The following is a 16,870-nucleotide window of genomic DNA, read 5'->3' as shown; positions in this document are numbered from 1 at the left end:
ACGATTCCCATGGAAGATCAGCGGCCGCGGCCGCTGATTTGCTAAGTCAAATTGATCATCGATATCCTGCCCAGCCAGTCACTGCCTGTCCCGGTGCGGTTCCAGTCCCAGAAAATCGGCAAAGTGATTGAACCCAGATACCAGTTCCATTACCGCCAGGGCCTCGACGATCTCATCGTCCCGAACCCCCAGCTTCAGAGCTTCCTCAACCAGGCGCTGGCCGTGATCGCTAGGCGCGTTATTGGCGCGGCGAGCCAGATCGAACAGTACGTGCTCCCCTGCTGAATAATGCACATGCTTGGGGTTGGTGCGAATGCGCATCACTTCCTGCTTATCCACGCCCAGATCCTGCAGGGTGACACTGTAGTGGTAGATTCCGTAATCGCAGTGATTATCGGCGGAGATCGCCAGGCCGATCCCCTCTTTCAGCTGTGGCGAAAGAACGCCATGGATCATCACCGTCTTGTACCCGTACCAAGTTGCTTCCAGCAGAGCCGGGTGGTGAGCAAAGACGAGAAACAGACTGGGCACAGCACCCAGTTCATCCTCGATCTCGGCGAAGACTGCCTCCACCCTATCCTCCGCGGGGCGTTCCACCAGTGGAATTCGGCTCATAGTTCACCTACCCAAGCTGTTCCCAGCATTTTCTTGTCCCTTAAAAACGGCTATCCGCACCACCTGGATACTGTATATAATCCCAGCATGCGAAAGATCATCCACTGCGATTGTGACTGCTTCTACGCTTCGGTCGAAATGCGCGACGACCCGAATCTGCGTGGTCGCCCCCTGGCAGTGGGGGGCGCCAGCGATCGGCGCGGGGTTATCTCCACCTGCAACTACGAAGCACGCAGCTATGGTGTGCGTTCCGCCATGCCGACGGCGCAAGCAAAAAAGCTCTGCCCTGATCTGATTGTAGTACCCGGTAACATGAAAAAATATCGAGAGGTCAGCACGCAAATTCGCGATATTTTCCTGGAATACAGCGAGACGATAGAACCCCTGTCTCTGGATGAGGCCTTCCTGGACGTCACCGACAGCAGCCGTTGTCACGGCAGTGCGACGCTCATCGCCGAAGAGATCCGCCGGCGCGTGCACGAGGAACTGGGCATTACCATTTCCGCCGGCGTGGCGCCGAACAAGTTTCTGGCCAAGATCGCCAGCGACTGGCGCAAGCCGGACGGCCTCACTGTCATCACCCCGGATGAAGTCGACCAATTCGTGCTGCGGCTGCCGGTGGCGAAGATTCACGGCGTAGGTCGCGTTACTGCGGAGAAGATGCACCGCCAGGGTATTCGCACCTGTGCGGATTTGCGCCGCTTTTCACAGATTGAACTGACCAAGGCCTTCGGCAAATTTGGCCGGCGCCTGTACGAACTCTGCCGCGGCATTGACGAGCGTCCCGTCAATAGCGATGGTTCACGCAAGAGCATCAGTGTCGAGCGGACCTTCAGCGAAGACCTTTGCACCCTCGAGGAATGGCTGGAACAGCTCACGAACCTGTACATGCGATTGCTCGAACGCCTCGAGAACCTGGACCCGCGATACCAGATCAGTGGTGCCACGGTAAAGGTGAAATACGGCGACTTCTCCATCAGCACGCAGGAGCGTGCCAGCCACGCCAGCCGTATTTCCGAGTTCCGCCAGCTGCTACAGCAGTGCTGGGACAAGCGACCCGCCCCCATCCGCCTGCTCGGGGTTGGCGTGAAACTCAGGGACTTACGCGCCGAACTGGGCCCGGAACAGTTGCCGCTGCCGCTACCCGAGCTGAGCCGGCTGTCCGCTTAACATCCGAGTCCTTCCACAAACCAGAGAGCACGTACCAGTCAGTAAATCTGGCGTCGTCGTATACCCCTCTGGCGGAGACCGGATGTACTGCCGACTATAATCCCGGAACCGACAGCTAAGAGCAGGCCGATGAAAAGAGTGCTTCCCAGCGCCCTGGTTGGCTGGTTCCTGAATTACGCCCGTAAGCTGGAGCATCCACAACTATTCAAGTGGATCTGCGCAATCTTCCTGGTAGATTTGTTCATCCCAGACCTGCTGCCATTTGTCGACGAATTTCTTCTAGGGCTGGCAACGCTGTATCTGGCCAGCAGAAAGAAACGTCGTTCCAGTACCCCTGGCCAGTCCACAAAAGAAAAGTTTGCTGGCAGGGGAACCGGTGAGCAGATAAAGGAAAATCCGCCTACCTTCGATCATGATGACGCGTCGCGGCCATGATCAGTTCACAGCGTTACTAAACTATGAATTGAGTTCGCTTCTCAGCCGTTCGAGCAGTTAACACCAGCGCATGGAGGCGCGATTACAGTGTCCTGGAAAGATTTTCAGCACTTGGATGACGAGTCGCTGTTGGAGTACTACCACGCCACCCGCAATCCAAACGCGTTTCGTCAACTCTATACGCGCCACAAGGACAGTCTCTACCGCTACTGCGCCCAGATGAACCTGGCCTGTGCCGGTGCCGTACTTGAGGCGCTGTGGAATCGCCTCCTCGAAAGCCCGCCTCAGCTGCATGGCCGGCGGCTGCGCAGCTGGATATTCATCCGCGCAAACCAGTTACTGCGTCAATACGCCGGCCAGGATCCCGACACCCCAGATGCCGCTCCAGTTTCCGACAACAAGTTACTCGCGGCCATCCAGCAGTTGCCGACCATTGAGCGCAATGTCCTGCTTCTGCACATGGAATGTGGTCTGCCACTCGCCACAGTCGCCGACATAGAGAAAACTTCACTGAAGAAATGCAGAGAATTCTACAACCGAGGTAAAGAAAGACTCGAAGAGATCCTTCACGGACCGCAAAGACAACCCTGGCGTATCGAAGAGGTAAGTGAGGTAACTGTATGAGTGTTTGGGAGCGCCAATACCGGGACGCAGCAGCAGGATTAACCTCCCCGGCAGCTCTGGACGACAAGATCCTGCAACAGGCCCAGCAATTAAAACCACCCTTATCGGAGAATCGCTGGCTTTCCAAGGCCGCGAGCAGTTGTGCGGCGGTAACGGTTCTGGTCCTGCTGATGCATCCCGCCCAATATCTGGGCGCCCTGACCCCGGGGCTGCAACCGGCACACGGTGCGCAGAATAACCCGCTGCGCAACTGGCAACACAAGCCTTCACAACCGACTCCGGGCAATGATCCCTGGTTTCACCTGCGCAGCCAGGTCAACGCCGGTAGCTATATAGAACTCTGCAATCAGTGGCGCAAGCAACAGCAGGGTTCCACTAGCGAAAAGCTACCCCGCGATCTCGAGAGTAAGGCGCGCACGCATTGCCGCCTGCTTCCGTAAAGGCGCCAAGCGGATAGCGAGGTTCGGCAACAACCACGTTTCCATTGACAGAATGGCACCAGAATAATACTGGTGCCATTCTACTGCAGCTACTGACCAACGGCTTTCAAGCAGTTATCCGAGCGTAAATATCACCTTACCGCGCGCACGCCGTTCGGTGATAGCGGCAAAGGCCTGGATATATTCCTCAAAGGGGTAAACTTCCGTGGTCAATGGGTCGAGCTTACCCTCCTCTACCATTTGTAATAGCTCGGCAAAATTCTGCAAGTTTGCCTGCGGATCGCGCTGCGCCCAACTGCCCCAGAAAATACCCATGATGTCCCCGGCCTTGAGCAGTGGCAGGTTCATTGGCAACTTAGGAATATCGCCGGATGCGAACCCAATCACCAGATAGCGTCCACTCCAGGCAATGGAGCGATATGCCTCCTCGGTAAAGTCACCGCCCACCGGATCATAAATAACATCGGCGCCGCGGCCTTCGGTCAGTTCCTTGATGCGCTCTTTCAGATTCTCTTTCGAATAATTAATCAGCTCATCCGCGCCTGCTCTCTTACAGAACTCGAGTTTTTCATCGGTTGAGGCACAGGCTATCACCCGGGCTCCCATTGCCTTGCCCAGCTGAATTGCGGTAACGCCCACGCCACCGGCCGCGCCCAACACCACCAGTGTCTCGCCGTCCTTGATGGCCGCACGCTGCTTGAGGGCATAGTAAGAAGTGGCGTAGGTGATGCAGAATCCCGCCGCCTGCTCGAAGCTGAGTTTGTCCGGCATGGGGACCAGCAGGTGCTCTTTCACATGCACCTGCTCGGCAAAGGCGGCCATGCCGGGCATGGCAATAACCCGATCACCGACCTTGAAATTTTTCACCTTATCGCCAACCGCGCTGATCACGCCAGCGCACTCGCCGCCGGGAACAAACGGCAGCGGCGGTCGCACCTGATATTTACCGGCAATGATCAATGCATCGGGAAAATTGATACCTGCCGCGCGAACATCGATACACACCTCATCGCTTTGCAGTTCCGGCAACTCCCGCTCAGCTATAATAAGTAGTTCCGCAGAGCCATATTCTTCGCAGATCAATGCACGCATAGTTCTCTCCAATCACCTCATGCAGAAGCTGTCGGTGGCTGCACGTGAAGCCAACGGTAGTTCCGACAGTGTCCTTTATAATGAATTACGCCGGCCGCCTCGACTAAGCCGGCTGCCGACTTATTTCAGCCCTGCCTATGTGGATGCATATCAATACAGGGCCACATTTCCAGTCCAGCAGCAGCGGCGCCCGCCAATAGGAGGTACACCGGATACAGTCCAACAGGTGTCTTTGCCCCACGACGTGCCAGCTCCAGCGCATGGGGAGTTCCTCGGCTGTTCCCGGCCCTAGTAACATGGCAACCAGCCCGCCCAATCTTTAACCGTCTCGTCTGTTCTCTTGTCGAGCCGCTAAACGAATTGCATTACCAACCATTCGGCGATCAGTGCCGGTTTCTGCTCGCCCTCGATTTCCAGAGTCACTTCCAGTTTCAGCTGGTATTGGCCCGGATTCTTTTCCAATACATCCATGACCCTGGCCCGCGCCCTGATATTGCTGTTTACCTTGACGGGGTTGATGAACCGCACTTTGTCGAGTCCGTAGTTCACCCCCATCTGCACACCTTCGATGCCAATCTGCAGTTGCTCGGCAAAATAGGACAACAGCGAGAGGGTCAGAAAGCCGTGTGCGATGGTGCTGCCGAAAGGCGTGAGCTTGGCAGCTTCCGGGTCCACATGAATAAACTGGCGATCGAGCGTGCACTCGGCAAACGCATCAATGCGATCCTGGTCAATATTAAGCCACTCGGTGGGCTCCGTTTCGAGCCCGATAAAATCCTGAACCTTCTCGCGAGGAATCAGTGTTGGCATTTCTTACTCCTGGTTTTTATCTTTTATCTAATTGGAGCCATATGCTGCGCTTAGCGGTGATCACATAGCGGACATGCCACCATCTACAGCGAGTGCCTGCCCGGTGACATAAGTCATCTTGGGCGACAGCAGCATCAGCATCGCCGCAATCACCTCCTCGGGCTTGCCGAGACGCCTCATCGGACAACCCGAAGCGAGGGACGCCTGGAAGTCCTGCTGGCTCACCCCCGGAGTTTCGATATCAGTCACCATTGGCGTCAAGGTAAAGAAAGGACAGATTGCGTTGATCCGCACACCGTACTTGGCGCTTTCCATGGCAGCGGATTTCGTCAATCCGATGACCGCATGCTTGGCCGCCGCATAGGAGGAGATCTTCGGCGCACCGCCGATCCCGGCCATTGAGGAGACATTGAGGACGGCACCGCCACCGCGTTGCTTCATCAACGGCAGCTGGTACTTGAGACCAAACAGTACGCCCTTGGTGTTGACGTTATACTGACGATCCATCTCCGCCTCGCTGGTGTCTTCCACGGACATCATCGGCGGCGCAATACCGGCATTGTTTACTGCAATATCCAGCCCGCCGAATTCCGCCTGCGCCAGCTCCACCAGCGCGGCACAGTCCGTCTCGGAGGAGACATCGCAGCGGCGCGCGCGCGCCTCGATACCGGCACCACCGAGTTCGTCGGCCACCGTCATCAGGTCCGCTTCATTGATATCGCCCAGCACCAGTTTGGCTCCGCGCTCACCGAGTTCGCGCGCGAGCAGCTTGCCGAAACCGCTGGATGCCCCGGTAATCAGGGCGACCTTACCGGTAAAATCGAGAATCGGATCCATTGTCAGATACCCCCGCAGGAGATCATGCCGCCATCGACCACGACACATTCGCCGGTCGTATAGCTGGAGGCGTCAGAAACCAGGTAGAGCACTGTACCGGCCATCTCTTCCGGTTCCGCATGGCGGTGCATGGGAATGTGGCCGATCGCGGTATCGTAAATCTCTTCGTGGGTGAACAAGGCACCGGCGAACTTGGTTTTGGTCAGACCCGGCAGCAGCGCGTTCACGCGAATATTGAACTGCGCACACTCCTTGGCAAAGGCTTTGGTCATATTCACTACGGCCGCCTTGGTAATGGAGTAAATCCCCTGACCGACGCCCGGCTGCAGCGCGTTGACCGAGGCGGTGTTTACGATGCGACCGCCACCCTGCTCCCGCATCAGCTTGCCGGCCTCAACGGACATAAAGAAATACCCGCGAATATTGACATCGACGGTCTTCTGGAAGGCGCTGAGGTCCGTATCCAGGATATGGCCGAAATAGGGGTTGGTAGCGGCATTGTTGACCAGGATATCCAGGCGGCCGTGCTTCTGGCGAATCTCACCAAAAACCCGCTCGATGTCCTCCATATTGCCGATATGACACGGCACTGCCTCCGCCGAACCACCGGCGTCGACAATCGTATCTGCCACAGCCTGACATCCGTCAATTTTGCGACTGGAAACCAGCACGTGGGCGCCCTGCTCTGCCAGTAGTTTGGCGATGGCTTCACCGATACCGCGACTGGCGCCAGTCACCAGCGCGATCTTGCCGGTCAGGTCAAAAAGATTCGTTGCCATGATGTTTTCCTCAGTATCTTTCGATGTTCAATGTTCTTTATCAATCACGTCCAGGGCCATCAGCGCCAGGGGTTCGACAAAGGCACCCACCTGCGCCGCGTTCTTGCTCGATGCATTGCCGTCGTGAGCACGCTTGGCGACACCCTGGACGATGGCCGCCAGGCGGAAAAAACTGAACGCGAGATAGAAAGCCCAGTTGTCGATACGCGCGATGCCCATCCGTTCACAGTAACGGGCGACGTAATCCTGCTCGGAAGGAATACCGAGTGCGCCGCGATCCACCCCCATCAGCCCGGAAATATTGCCGGCATTGGCTGGCATGCGTAGCTGCATGCATTGGTAGGCGAGGTCGGCAAAGGGATGGCCCAGCGTCGACAGTTCCCAGTCGAGCACGGCAATGGCGCGGCTCTCCGTCGGGTGAAACATGATGTTGTCGAGCCGGTAGTCGCCGTGTACCAGCGCCACCCGGCCATCGTCTTCCGGCAAAGCGCTGGCCAGCCAGTCGATCAATTTGTCCATCGCCTCGATGGGCTTCAGTTCGGATGCCCGGTACTGCCCCTGCCAGCGGTCGAACTGCCGCTCGAAATAGTTTCCCGGCTTGCCGTAATCGGTCAGCCCGGTTGCTGCCAGGTCCACACTGTGCAGTGCCGCCAGCACGCGGTTCATCTCTTCGTAGCAGGCACCGCGCTGAGTGTTATCGAGTTCCGGCAGGGCAGCATCCCAGAATATGCGGCCGTCGCAGTATTCCATCACATAGAACAGCGAGCCGATCAGCTCGCGATCCTCGCACAGGTGCAATACGCGCGGCACCGGCACCTCGGTATTCGCCAGGGCCCGCATCACTCGAAACTCCCGGTCCACCGCGTGGGCGGACTTCAACAGCTTGCCCGGCGGTTGGCGACGCAGCACATAAGTCCCGGACGCTGCCCGCAGTTTAAATGTAGGGTTGGACTGCCCTCCGGAAAACTTGCTGATCGTCAGTGGTCCACCAAATCCTTCGATATTTGCCGCCAAGTATTTTTCCAATACTTGCACTGGCAACAGCTCTACTGCGTTCTTATTTTCTGACACAGCCCCAGTGGTCATCGTCACCTCCAGCTTAGTGCTCGGCGCCGTAACGCGCGGCCAGGTTACGACCCAGCTGCATCATATGGACCTGATCCGGTCCATCCGCCAGGCGAATGGTGCGCGCGTAGGCATAGTGTTGCGCGAGAGTGAAATCCTGACTCAGTCCGGCGGCGCCGTGAATCTGGATTGCGCGGTCGATCACGGTACACGCCATCTGCGGCGCCACTATCTTGATCATCGCGATCAAGTCCTTGGCCGCCTTGTTGCCGTACCTGTCCATCTGGTCCGCGGCCTTCAGGGTAAGCAGGCGCGCCTGTTCGATTTCACAGGCAGACTTCGCGATATCCTCACGCACGGACTGCTGCTTGATCATCGGCCGGCCGAATACGACCCTTTGCTCGGCGCGCCTGGACATCATTTCCAGCGCGCGCTGGGCCTGGCCGATCAATCGCATACAGTGGTGAATACGGCCCGGGCCGAGGCGCCCCTGGGCGATTTCAAATCCGCGCCCCTCCCCAAGGATCAGGTTGCTGGCCGGTACGCGCACGTTGTCAAAAATCACTTCCGCATGGCCTTCCGGGGCATCATCGTAGCCAAACACGGTCATCGGACGCACAATCTTGACGCCCGGCGTACTGGTGGGCACCAGGATCTGTGACTGCTGCTGATAGCGGTTCGGGTTGTCCGCATCGGTCTTGCCCATCACGATCATGATCTCGCAGCGCTTGTTCATCAGGCCACTGATGTAGAACTTGTGGCCGTTGATCACATAGTCATCGCCATCGCGCACGATCGAAGTCTCGATATTGGTGGCGTCCGACGAGGCGACTTTCGGTTCCGTCATCGCAAACGCCGAGCGGATTTCCCCGGCCAGCAGCGGCTGCAACCAGCGCTGCTGCTGTTCTGCATTTCCGTACTGGGCGAGCACCTCCATATTGCCGGTGTCCGGCGCGCTGCAGTTGAAGATCTCCGAGGAGAAGAGCACCTTGCCCATTTCCTCCGCCAGCGGCGCGTACTCGAGGTTCGACAGGCCAGCGCCAAAACGCGGATCCGGCAAGAACAGATTCCACAACTCGGCCTCACGCGCCCTGGCTTTCAGCTCCACCATAATTGGCGGCTCACCCCAGCGATCTTCCTGCAGTTGCTGGTGATATGTCTGCTCCGCGGGATAGACATAATCATCCATAAAGCGCTGCAGGCGCTCGAGCAGTAGCTTCACTTTGTCTGAATATTCGAATTCCATGGTTAGCCGCCTTTATTAAGTTTTTTTCAGCTGTAGGTAATGAACTCGTGTCGCTCCCCGTTTTCCAGGTGCGGCACGTGATTGAAGCTGTGCAGGCTGAAGCTGTCCGCGCCGGCGAAGAAGTGGCTCACCGCGGTATTCTTGATCTGCATATTGAGCTTGATTACGGTCTCCGCCTGGGCACCGAGCACCTGGCGAACCATCATCGCAATGGCGCCACCGGAGCTGACCACCAGCGTCTTGCTGCCGCGAGGACAGTCGCCGATCAGGCCCAGTGCTTCTTCGATACGCTGTTCGAACTCCTGCCAGGATTCCGAGCCGTTCACCTCGCCGGCGGCCCAGGCCAACATCGCCTTCTTCAGGAAGCGGTAATATTCGGGCTTGCCGGCACCGGGCTTCGGCACCGCCTGCGGGGCGTGGTCGCCATAATTCTGCAGCAGGCTGTGGAAGTCGAATTCATTCAACTGGGGGCAGACCTGCACCTGATTCGCATCCAGCGCCATCCCCGCACAGATGCCCTGCGCGGTTTCCCGGTGGCGCAGCAGACTGCCGCAAAGGATGCGGTCGAACTGAATGCCCGCGGCCTGCCAGTGCTCACCCAGCCAGCGCGCCTGGCGTATCCCTAGCTCGGATAGCTTGTCGTAGTCAGCGGCGCCGTATGAGGCCTGCCCGTGACGAACGGTGTAAAACTCTGCCAATGCCTATCTCCTTCCATATAGACCAATACCCTAGCGCTCCCGCATAGATCATCCAAGTTTATTATGCGAATATCTAATCATTCACAGCATCAAACATGGGATTGATCATGGTGCAGCTGCAACAGATGGATATGAACCTGTTCCTGGTCCTGGAGGCGATCTACAACGAGCGCAATCTGACCCGCGCCGCGGAACAGCTGCACATCACCCAGCCCGCGGTCAGCAACGCCCTCGCCCGCCTGCGCCGCACCCTGGATGACCCACTATTCACGCGCACGACGGGCGGCATGAGCCCGACACCGCTGACCGAGCGCATCATGCCGAAGGTCCATGAAGCCCTCGTGTTACTTGGCGGCAGCCTCCGCGAGCAGCGCCATTTCGACCCCGCAACGGCGGACAAGACGCTGCGCCTGTCGATGAACGACATGGCGGAAACCCTGCTGCTGCCACGCCTGCTGGAACGGCTACAGCAGGTTGCGCCGGGGATCTCGGTCGAGTCCTACTATGTGCCGCGCAACCAGCTGGTAAAGGAACTCGCGGCCAACATGCTGGATTTTGGTCTGGATATTTCCCTCGCCACAACCACCCAGCTGCAGCAGCAGAGCCTGATCAACGATCGCTACCTGTGCATGCTGCGCGCCGACCACCCCCTGGCGAAGCAGGACAGCCTGACCCTGGAGCAGTACCTGAAACTGGACCATATCCATGTTTCCAGTCGCCGCGCCGGGCCGGGTGTCGTGGATATCGCGCTGAACAAGGTGGGGCGACGCCGCAATATCAAACTGCGCGTGCAGCACTACCGCGTGGCGCCACTAGTAGTACTGCGCACCGACCTGGCGCTGACGATACCGGCGAGTCTCGCCAACCAGTATCCGGCGCGCCTGTTCGAGTTGCCGTTCCAGGTGCCGCGGATGGACTGGCACCTGCTGTGGCATAACAACCAGCACGACGACCCGGCCAACCGCTGGTTGCGGGAACAGCTTCTGGATATGTTCGCGACAACTAAATAGCGGGGGCTGCAAAAGCCAACAGCTGCCCTATCGGAGATTGATCACTGAATTCGACCGGATTGGTCACTGCCCCCCATCGTTTCCGCTTGCTATCCTCTCTCGTTCAATATGCAACTCGTTGCATATACAAGAACACCCCGATTGGTCACAAAAAGAGAGTTCCGCCATGTCCCAAGCCTACCCCCATCTGCTGGCCCCGCTGGACCTGGGCTTTACCACGCTGAAAAACCGGGTGCTGATGGGCTCCATGCACACCAACCTGGAAGAACACGCGGGCGGATTCAGTCGCCTGGCGGCTTTCTACGCCGAGCGCGCCCGCGGTGGCGTCGGCCTGATCGTGACCGGCGGTATCGCACCCAACGAGGAAGGCGGTGTGTTTATGGGCTCCGCCAAAATGACCACCGGAGAAGAGGCGCAGCAGCACCGGGAAATCACCGACGCGGTACACGCCGAGGACGGCAAGATCTGCATGCAGATACTGCACGCGGGTCGCTACGCCTATAACCAGAACCTGGTCGCCCCGTCGGCCATACAGGCGCCGATCAACCCGTTCACGCCGAAGGAACTGAGCGGCGCGGAGGTCGAAGCCCAGATCGATGACTATGTGCGCTGTGCGACCCTCGCCCGCGAGGCGGGTTACGACGGCGTCGAGATCATGGGCTCGGAAGGTTACTTCATTAACCAGTTCATCGTATCCCGCACCAACAAGCGTAGCGACGAGTGGGGCGGCAGCTTCGAGAACCGTATCCGCCTGCCGATCGAAATCGTGCGTCGTGTGCGCGAGGCCGTCGGTCCGGACTTCATCATTATCTACCGCCTGTCTATGCTGGACCTGGTCGAAGACGGCAGCACCTTTGAAGAGGTGGTCGCCCTGGGCAAGGCCATCGAAGGCGCCGGCGCGACCATCATCAATACCGGTATCGGCTGGCACGAAGCGCGCGTTCCCACGATTGCCACCAGCGTCCCCCGCGCCGCCTTTACCGAGATCACCGCCAAGGTGAAGCAACACCTGACCGTGCCGGTGGTAACCAGCAACCGCATCAACATGCCTGCTGTGGGTGAAGAGGTGCTGGCCGCGGGCCACGCGGACATGATTTCCATGGCGCGGCCGTTCCTGGCCGATGCCGAATTCGTCAACAAGGCTGCCGAGGACCGGGCGGACGAGATCAACACCTGTATCGGCTGTAACCAGGCCTGCCTGGACCATACCTTCGAACTGAAACTGACCTCCTGTCTGGTCAACCCCCGCGCCTGTCACGAGACCGAGCTGAACTATCTTCCGGCGGCAACGCCGAAACAAATCGCTGTTGTCGGCGCGGGCCCTGCCGGACTCGCCGCGGCCAGCGTTGCTGCCGAGCGCGGACACAAAGTGACCCTGTTCGAGGCGCAAGACAAAATCGGTGGCCAGTTCAATATTGCCAAGCAGATTCCCGGCAAGGCCGAGTTCGAAGAGACACTGCGCTACTTCAAACGCCGCCTGGAAATCACCGGGGTTACGGTCAAGCTCAACACCCGCGCCACTGCTGAAGGCCTGCAAGACTTCGATGACGTGATCATTGCCACCGGTATCGAACCGCGCACGCCGCCCATTCCGGGTATCGAGCACGAAAAAGTACTGAGCTATCTGGATGTGCTGAAGCACAAGAAGCCGGTGGGCGAGAAAATCGCGGTTATCGGTGCCGGTGGTATCGGCTTCGATACGGCGGAGTACCTGACCCACGAAGGTGACAACACCCAGGAACTGATCGCCAGTAGCAAAGGGGAGTTCTTCGACGAATGGGGTGTGGATATTCAGCTGGAAAATCGTGCCGGCCTGAAAAAACCAGCACCGGTAACGGCTCCGCGGCAGGTGACCCTGCTACAGCGCAAAACCTCCAAGGTCGGGGCCGGCCTCGGCAAAACCACCGGCTGGATTCACCGCACCAGCCTCAAGCACCGCAATGTGCAGATGATCGCCGGAGCCAGCTACGAGAAAATCGACGACCGCGGACTGCATATTCGCGTTGGCGACGACCTGCATCTGCTGGAAGTGGACAACATCGTCATCTGCGCCGGCCAGGAACCCGCGCGCGACCTGTACGATGCGCTGCAAGCCAGTTCCGTCAAAGTCCACCTGATTGGCGGTGCCGACGAGGCAGCCGAGCTGGATGCCAAGCGGGCCATCGATCAGGGATCGCGATTGGCCGCGGAGATCTAGCCAGCGGTGACAGAGGAGAGCGCCGCAGGTTTCACGCTGAAATAACGGTGCTACCGGTGATCGAAGATCACCTCCCCCCTTTGTGCAGTATCACCCGCGAGCGACGGCTGTATCGATGAGAGCTATTCATAACGTGCAGCCACAAAAAAACGGCCCCATGAGGGGCCGAAACAATGTTGAAGACAACAACAGATTCCGCTCACTGCGCGGGAGTCGCATCGGGTCGCAACTCTACGGCCTCGCTTGATTCCGGCCACTCGGGGCGGGTGAGGTGCGCCGTCAGGCGGTAGAGCACAAACACCATTCCGCACAAACAGAACATCATCCAGTAAAGCGCAGCCCCACTCCACCATTCGATCACAATGCCACCGATCAGCGGCGCCACCGACCAGCCCAGAGAGTAGAACGATGACGCCCCGAAATAACTGCCGCGCAAATGGTCCGGTGCCAGCCGGTCTATCTGCACGCTCATGGTCGGAAACAGCACGGCCTCCGCGAGGCTGACGACAAAGGTGGCTCCCAGCCAGCCCACAAACCAATTCACCGGGTTAAGCGCAAACCACAGCTGACCTACAGCCAACACGACCAGACCGATAATGATGCGTCCGTTCACATCGATATTGCGCATCAGCTGTAGCAGTGGAAACTGCAACAATACAATGGTGGAGGCATTGACCAGGATCATGCTGGAGATCAGCTCCACCAGCCTGGGGGCTCCCGCCCGGGTCAGGTACTGCACGAGGCTGGAATCCAAGTGGGCATAGATAAACAGTGTCAGCACATTGGCGATTATCACCACCAGGAAAACCTGATCCCGGCGCAGAACCGCAAGAGTACTGGCTAAAGTCACATTGGCGTTCCGCCGCTTGTGCGCGAGGCGGCCACTTTCCGTGTGCGCGAAGCCCCACAGAAACGCCAGGCTCAGCAGCAGATAACTGAGTGCGGTCAATCCGAAGGTTGACTGTTGTGCACTCAGTCCGGCCCAGACACCTACAATGGGACCCAGCGCCGCGCCCACGTTGATCAGGAAATAGCGGAACTGCAACGCCAGCTCGCGGCTTTGCTTATCCGGAATAAGATCGCCAATCAGTGCGCTCGCCGGCGGCTCCCACACCGCCCGCCCGATCGAGCAGAAGGTCATGGCCGCTATAAATACCGGCAGCGACTGCGCGACCGCCAACAGCGCAAAGGCGAGAACATTGATTGTTGTTCCCGCCAGCAGCATATTCCGGCGACCATAGCGATCCGACAGGGATCCCACATAGAAGCCCAACAACGCTGCTCCCACGGCAGAGGCACTCAGTATCAAGCCAATTTGCGCCGCACCCAGCTGAAATTTCTCGTAAAGCAGAATCGCCAGAAACGGCCACACCATAAAGTAGGTGCCGCGACCAAAAAAACTGCCGATCAAAATTATCCAGATTAAAGGTGGGAAGCTGTGCAGCTGCTGCCACCACTGCCTGTTCATTACACTACTCCTTGTCGATCATTGCTCTCTTCGTAAAATTTCGGCAAAAAAAAACCCGGAAGGTCAGCCTTCCGGGTTTTCTGTTGGGAGGAAGGCTTAACACCTTCCATCGCCTATAGCTAAGTCAGGTGTACGGGGTGATCACTGCTGTCACCGGGCGCATTGCGCAAGTCACACATAGGGAAAGGATTCCCTGAACACCACTGCACGGGCGAACGGCGACCGGCAGCTGTCGCTGCTGGACGAAGCGCTTGCGCGGTGCACTATGGAGATAATGGTTGTTCATTGGAAACTATCGCTAGTTGACTCTATGTCGTTAATACTATCTGAGTAATCGGCGTTTGCAAGTGGAACTTACAACAATTTTCAAGCCTTATTTTTTCCGTCCCGGTCGAATCAGAGAAGTGACAGGGTAAGACATGGCAACGGGACAAGGTTGCCCCGATTTCCCTACCCTCATCCGACGATGGTCATCATGATCGACCGACAGGAGCAATCCAGGAATGATAACAACACAAGTTCTAGCGGGAAGAAGCTCTCCGCACTTGTGCGCGAGTACACCTCTCGATGGCTGGACAACCAGCGACCCGCAGACAAACGCTACTAACGAACGGTTAAGGCTTTCCACCGGAAACTCATTCACTGCTCGCCCATCATTGCTGGCAGGGCGCGCTGAGCCATTTGCTTTTGCACCAGATTCTTGTCGACTGGAGGCAGCGCATTTGCGCGAGCAATTCTACTGCCGGCTATACTAAATGGGTTATGGATCTCACTGCACAAGGATCGAAGCGCCCCCATGACCAGCGATGCGAGTATTGGCCGTCACAACAATAAAATCGTCAAAATGACCCCTGTCGTAGATACACCGGCAGGGCCCATCTTAGGCTCTATTGACGCCGAAACGGGGGTTCACCGTTTTCAGGGCATTCCCTACGCACAACCACCGATTGGCGAACTGCGCTGGCAACCGCCGCAACCGGTACCGTCCAAAGTTGCCCCTTTTCATGCGTTTGACTTTGGGATGCCGGCCGCACAAAACCCATCAACGCTTTTTGTTGTCCGGGGCCCGAATGGAGAGTTACCGGAAAGCGAGGACTGCCTCTATTTAAATATATTCGCGCCACCCGTATCGAAGCACAGCAATAAGAAGCTGCCGGTGATGCTGTGGATACATGGCGGCTCCTTTTACATGGGGTCCGGTTGCCAGGAAATCTATAACGGCTGTCATTTGGCGGCCAGCGGACGGGCCATCGTCGTCACTATTAATTATCGCCTCGGCGCACTGGGATTTTTGCGCCTGCAAGATATCAGTGAAGTGCCTTCCAGCGGCAACGAAGGTCTGCTGGATCAAATCGCTGCATTGAAATGGATACGCACCAATATTGCCGCCTTCGGTGGCGACGTAGACAACATTACGCTTTTCGGCGAATCTGCCGGCGCCATGAGTATCGCCGCACTGCTGGCCGCACCTGCTTGCCGTGGCCTGTTTCGGCGCGCGATTGTGCAGAGCGGACATCCCCGGGCAATCCACAGCCGGGACAAGGCCAACTGTCTGGCCGAGGCATTTATCGAGCATCTGGAAAAAATCAGCGGCAAACAAAATCCGCTTCAGGCAGATACCAAATCGATATTGAATGCGCAGCAGGCAGTCTTGGCAGACACACGCATGGAGCAGTACTGGGGACAATTGCCCTTCAAACCGGTACTCGATGGCGAATTAATCAGCCTCGAACCGATGCAGGTACTGCGAGACGGCAATAGCGCAAATGTCAGCCTCCTGCTCGGCAGTAATCTCGAGGAGTGGAATCTCTTCAGCGCTATCCATCCGGAGAGCTTCACGCTCGACAGTGAGCAGATCCGCGCACGACTGGAATGGCTGCTGCCTCGGCAGCAGTTGGATCCCCTGCTCGACCACTATTACACGGTGGCACAATCCCTGGAGGACAATCCATGGCCAGAGTGGAGTCGAGTCTGGAATCTGCTGCTCACCGATATGGTTTTCACCCTGCCCGGTCTCCGTCTGCTCGACGCCCATCGCGGGCAGCGCTATCACTACCACTTCGCCCAACCACTTGCCGCCCAGCCACTGCTCGGTGCCTGCCACGCAGTGGAATTGGGTTATATATTTGGCACCCACGGAAAGGAATCACTGCAATCACTCTACGGCGGGGAAACCGATGCGCATACGCTGAGCAGCGTTATGCGCGAGGCCTGGCTGAATTTCGCCGAGTGCGGTAACCCCGGCAGTGACTGGCCATCATTTGCGGACGGCCGCAGTCATCGCTTTGGTAATCACCCGGCAGCGCGCTCATTTGATCCGGCAGAACTCACGTCGTTGTGGCAACATATACCGGACGAAGTATTAAACAGATATCTGTAGAGTT

The 16,870-nt window shown here is 57.8% G+C and carries 16 protein-coding genes; 7 read left to right on the top strand and 9 right to left on the bottom strand.

All coding sequences use genetic code 11. The features are described 5' to 3' along the window. Positions 1 to 78 precede the first annotated feature (78 nt). Positions 79 to 615, bottom strand: a complete 537-nt coding sequence (locus BUC36_RS15565; protein WP_073276843.1) for a carboxymuconolactone decarboxylase family protein — start codon at positions 613 to 615, stop codon at positions 79 to 81. Positions 616 to 702: 87 nt separating this feature from the next. Here BUC36_RS15565 and dinB point away from each other — a divergent pair, with 87 nt between their 5' ends. The 4 genes from dinB to BUC36_RS15545 all read left to right on the top strand — a co-directional run bounded on the left by dinB (position 703) and on the right by BUC36_RS15545 (position 3,284). Beyond that, the gene (gene dinB, locus BUC36_RS15560) at positions 703 to 1,785 is read left to right on the top strand and encodes a DNA polymerase IV (RefSeq protein ID WP_073276945.1); all 1,083 of its coding nucleotides are present in this window, start codon (positions 703 to 705) and stop codon (positions 1,783 to 1,785) included. Positions 1,786 to 1,914: 129 nt separating this feature from the next. Further along, positions 1,915 to 2,220: a DUF6116 family protein gene (locus BUC36_RS19105; RefSeq protein WP_073276841.1), complete on the top strand. Its 306-nt coding sequence runs from the start codon at positions 1,915 to 1,917 to the stop codon at positions 2,218 to 2,220. Between the two features lie 87 nt (positions 2,221 to 2,307). Continuing rightward, positions 2,308 to 2,844, top strand: a complete 537-nt coding sequence (locus BUC36_RS15550; protein ID WP_073276839.1) for an RNA polymerase sigma factor — start codon at positions 2,308 to 2,310, stop codon at positions 2,842 to 2,844. Further along, positions 2,841 to 3,284: a hypothetical protein gene (locus BUC36_RS15545; RefSeq protein WP_073276837.1), complete on the top strand. Its 444-nt coding sequence runs from the start codon at positions 2,841 to 2,843 to the stop codon at positions 3,282 to 3,284. The genes BUC36_RS15550 and BUC36_RS15545 overlap by 4 nt, the downstream gene beginning before the upstream one ends. A gap of 114 nt (positions 3,285 to 3,398) precedes the next feature. On the opposite strand, the gene BUC36_RS15540 is transcribed toward BUC36_RS15545, so the two are convergent. From BUC36_RS15540 to BUC36_RS15510, 7 genes are all read right to left on the bottom strand, one after another. Next, positions 3,399 to 4,376 carry an NADPH:quinone oxidoreductase family protein gene (locus tag BUC36_RS15540; RefSeq protein WP_073276835.1) on the bottom strand — a complete coding sequence of 326 codons (978 nt, stop codon included), beginning with the start codon at positions 4,374 to 4,376 and terminating at the stop codon, positions 3,399 to 3,401. A 351-nt stretch (positions 4,377 to 4,727) separates the two neighbouring features. After that, positions 4,728 to 5,186, bottom strand: coding sequence for a MaoC family dehydratase (locus BUC36_RS15535; RefSeq protein ID WP_073276833.1), 459 nt, complete (start codon positions 5,184 to 5,186; stop codon positions 4,728 to 4,730). Positions 5,187 to 5,246: 60 nt separating this feature from the next. Beyond that, entirely contained in the window at positions 5,247 to 6,023 is a 777-nt protein-coding gene (locus BUC36_RS15530) for an SDR family NAD(P)-dependent oxidoreductase (protein ID WP_073276831.1), read from the bottom strand. Between the two features lie 2 nt (positions 6,024 to 6,025). Then, positions 6,026 to 6,802 carry an SDR family oxidoreductase gene (locus BUC36_RS15525; RefSeq protein WP_073276829.1) on the bottom strand — a complete coding sequence of 259 codons (777 nt, stop codon included), beginning with the start codon at positions 6,800 to 6,802 and terminating at the stop codon, positions 6,026 to 6,028. 27 nt (positions 6,803 to 6,829) lie between these two features. Then, a complete protein-coding gene (locus BUC36_RS15520; RefSeq protein WP_073276827.1) occupies positions 6,830 to 7,888 on the bottom strand; it encodes a phosphotransferase in 1,059 nt (352 codons plus the stop codon). Positions 7,889 to 7,901: 13 nt separating this feature from the next. Next, positions 7,902 to 9,113, bottom strand: a complete 1,212-nt coding sequence (locus BUC36_RS15515; RefSeq protein WP_073276825.1) for an acyl-CoA dehydrogenase family protein — start codon at positions 9,111 to 9,113, stop codon at positions 7,902 to 7,904. 26 nt (positions 9,114 to 9,139) lie between these two features. Further along, positions 9,140 to 9,811: a histidine phosphatase family protein gene (locus tag BUC36_RS15510; protein WP_073276823.1), complete on the bottom strand. Its 672-nt coding sequence runs from the start codon at positions 9,809 to 9,811 to the stop codon at positions 9,140 to 9,142. A gap of 95 nt (positions 9,812 to 9,906) precedes the next feature. Between BUC36_RS15510 and BUC36_RS15505 the strand changes: the two genes are divergently transcribed. Both BUC36_RS15505 and BUC36_RS15500 read left to right on the top strand, forming a co-directional pair. After that, positions 9,907 to 10,821, top strand: a complete 915-nt coding sequence (locus BUC36_RS15505; RefSeq protein ID WP_234995025.1) for a LysR family transcriptional regulator — start codon at positions 9,907 to 9,909, stop codon at positions 10,819 to 10,821. 166 nt (positions 10,822 to 10,987) lie between these two features. Beyond that, positions 10,988 to 13,018 carry an NADPH-dependent 2,4-dienoyl-CoA reductase gene (locus BUC36_RS15500; protein WP_073276821.1) on the top strand — a complete coding sequence of 677 codons (2,031 nt, stop codon included), beginning with the start codon at positions 10,988 to 10,990 and terminating at the stop codon, positions 13,016 to 13,018. Between the two features lie 199 nt (positions 13,019 to 13,217). Here BUC36_RS15500 and BUC36_RS15495 read toward each other — a convergent pair whose 3' ends face one another. Continuing rightward, entirely contained in the window at positions 13,218 to 14,486 is a 1,269-nt protein-coding gene (locus BUC36_RS15495) for an MDR family MFS transporter (protein WP_073276819.1), read from the bottom strand. A gap of 796 nt (positions 14,487 to 15,282) precedes the next feature. On the opposite strand from BUC36_RS15495, the gene BUC36_RS15490 reads away from it, so the two are divergent. Beyond that, positions 15,283 to 16,866 (top strand): carboxylesterase/lipase family protein, encoded by a 1,584-nt coding sequence (locus BUC36_RS15490; protein WP_073276817.1) that lies wholly within the window; start codon positions 15,283 to 15,285, stop codon positions 16,864 to 16,866. The last annotated feature ends 4 nt before the right edge of the window (positions 16,867 to 16,870 follow it).

Origin of the sequence: Microbulbifer donghaiensis (assembly GCF_900129095.1) — a bacterium.
Lineage (GTDB): Bacteria > Pseudomonadota > Gammaproteobacteria > Pseudomonadales > Cellvibrionaceae > Microbulbifer > Microbulbifer donghaiensis.
This window is presented reverse-complemented; position numbering and strand designations above follow the sequence as displayed.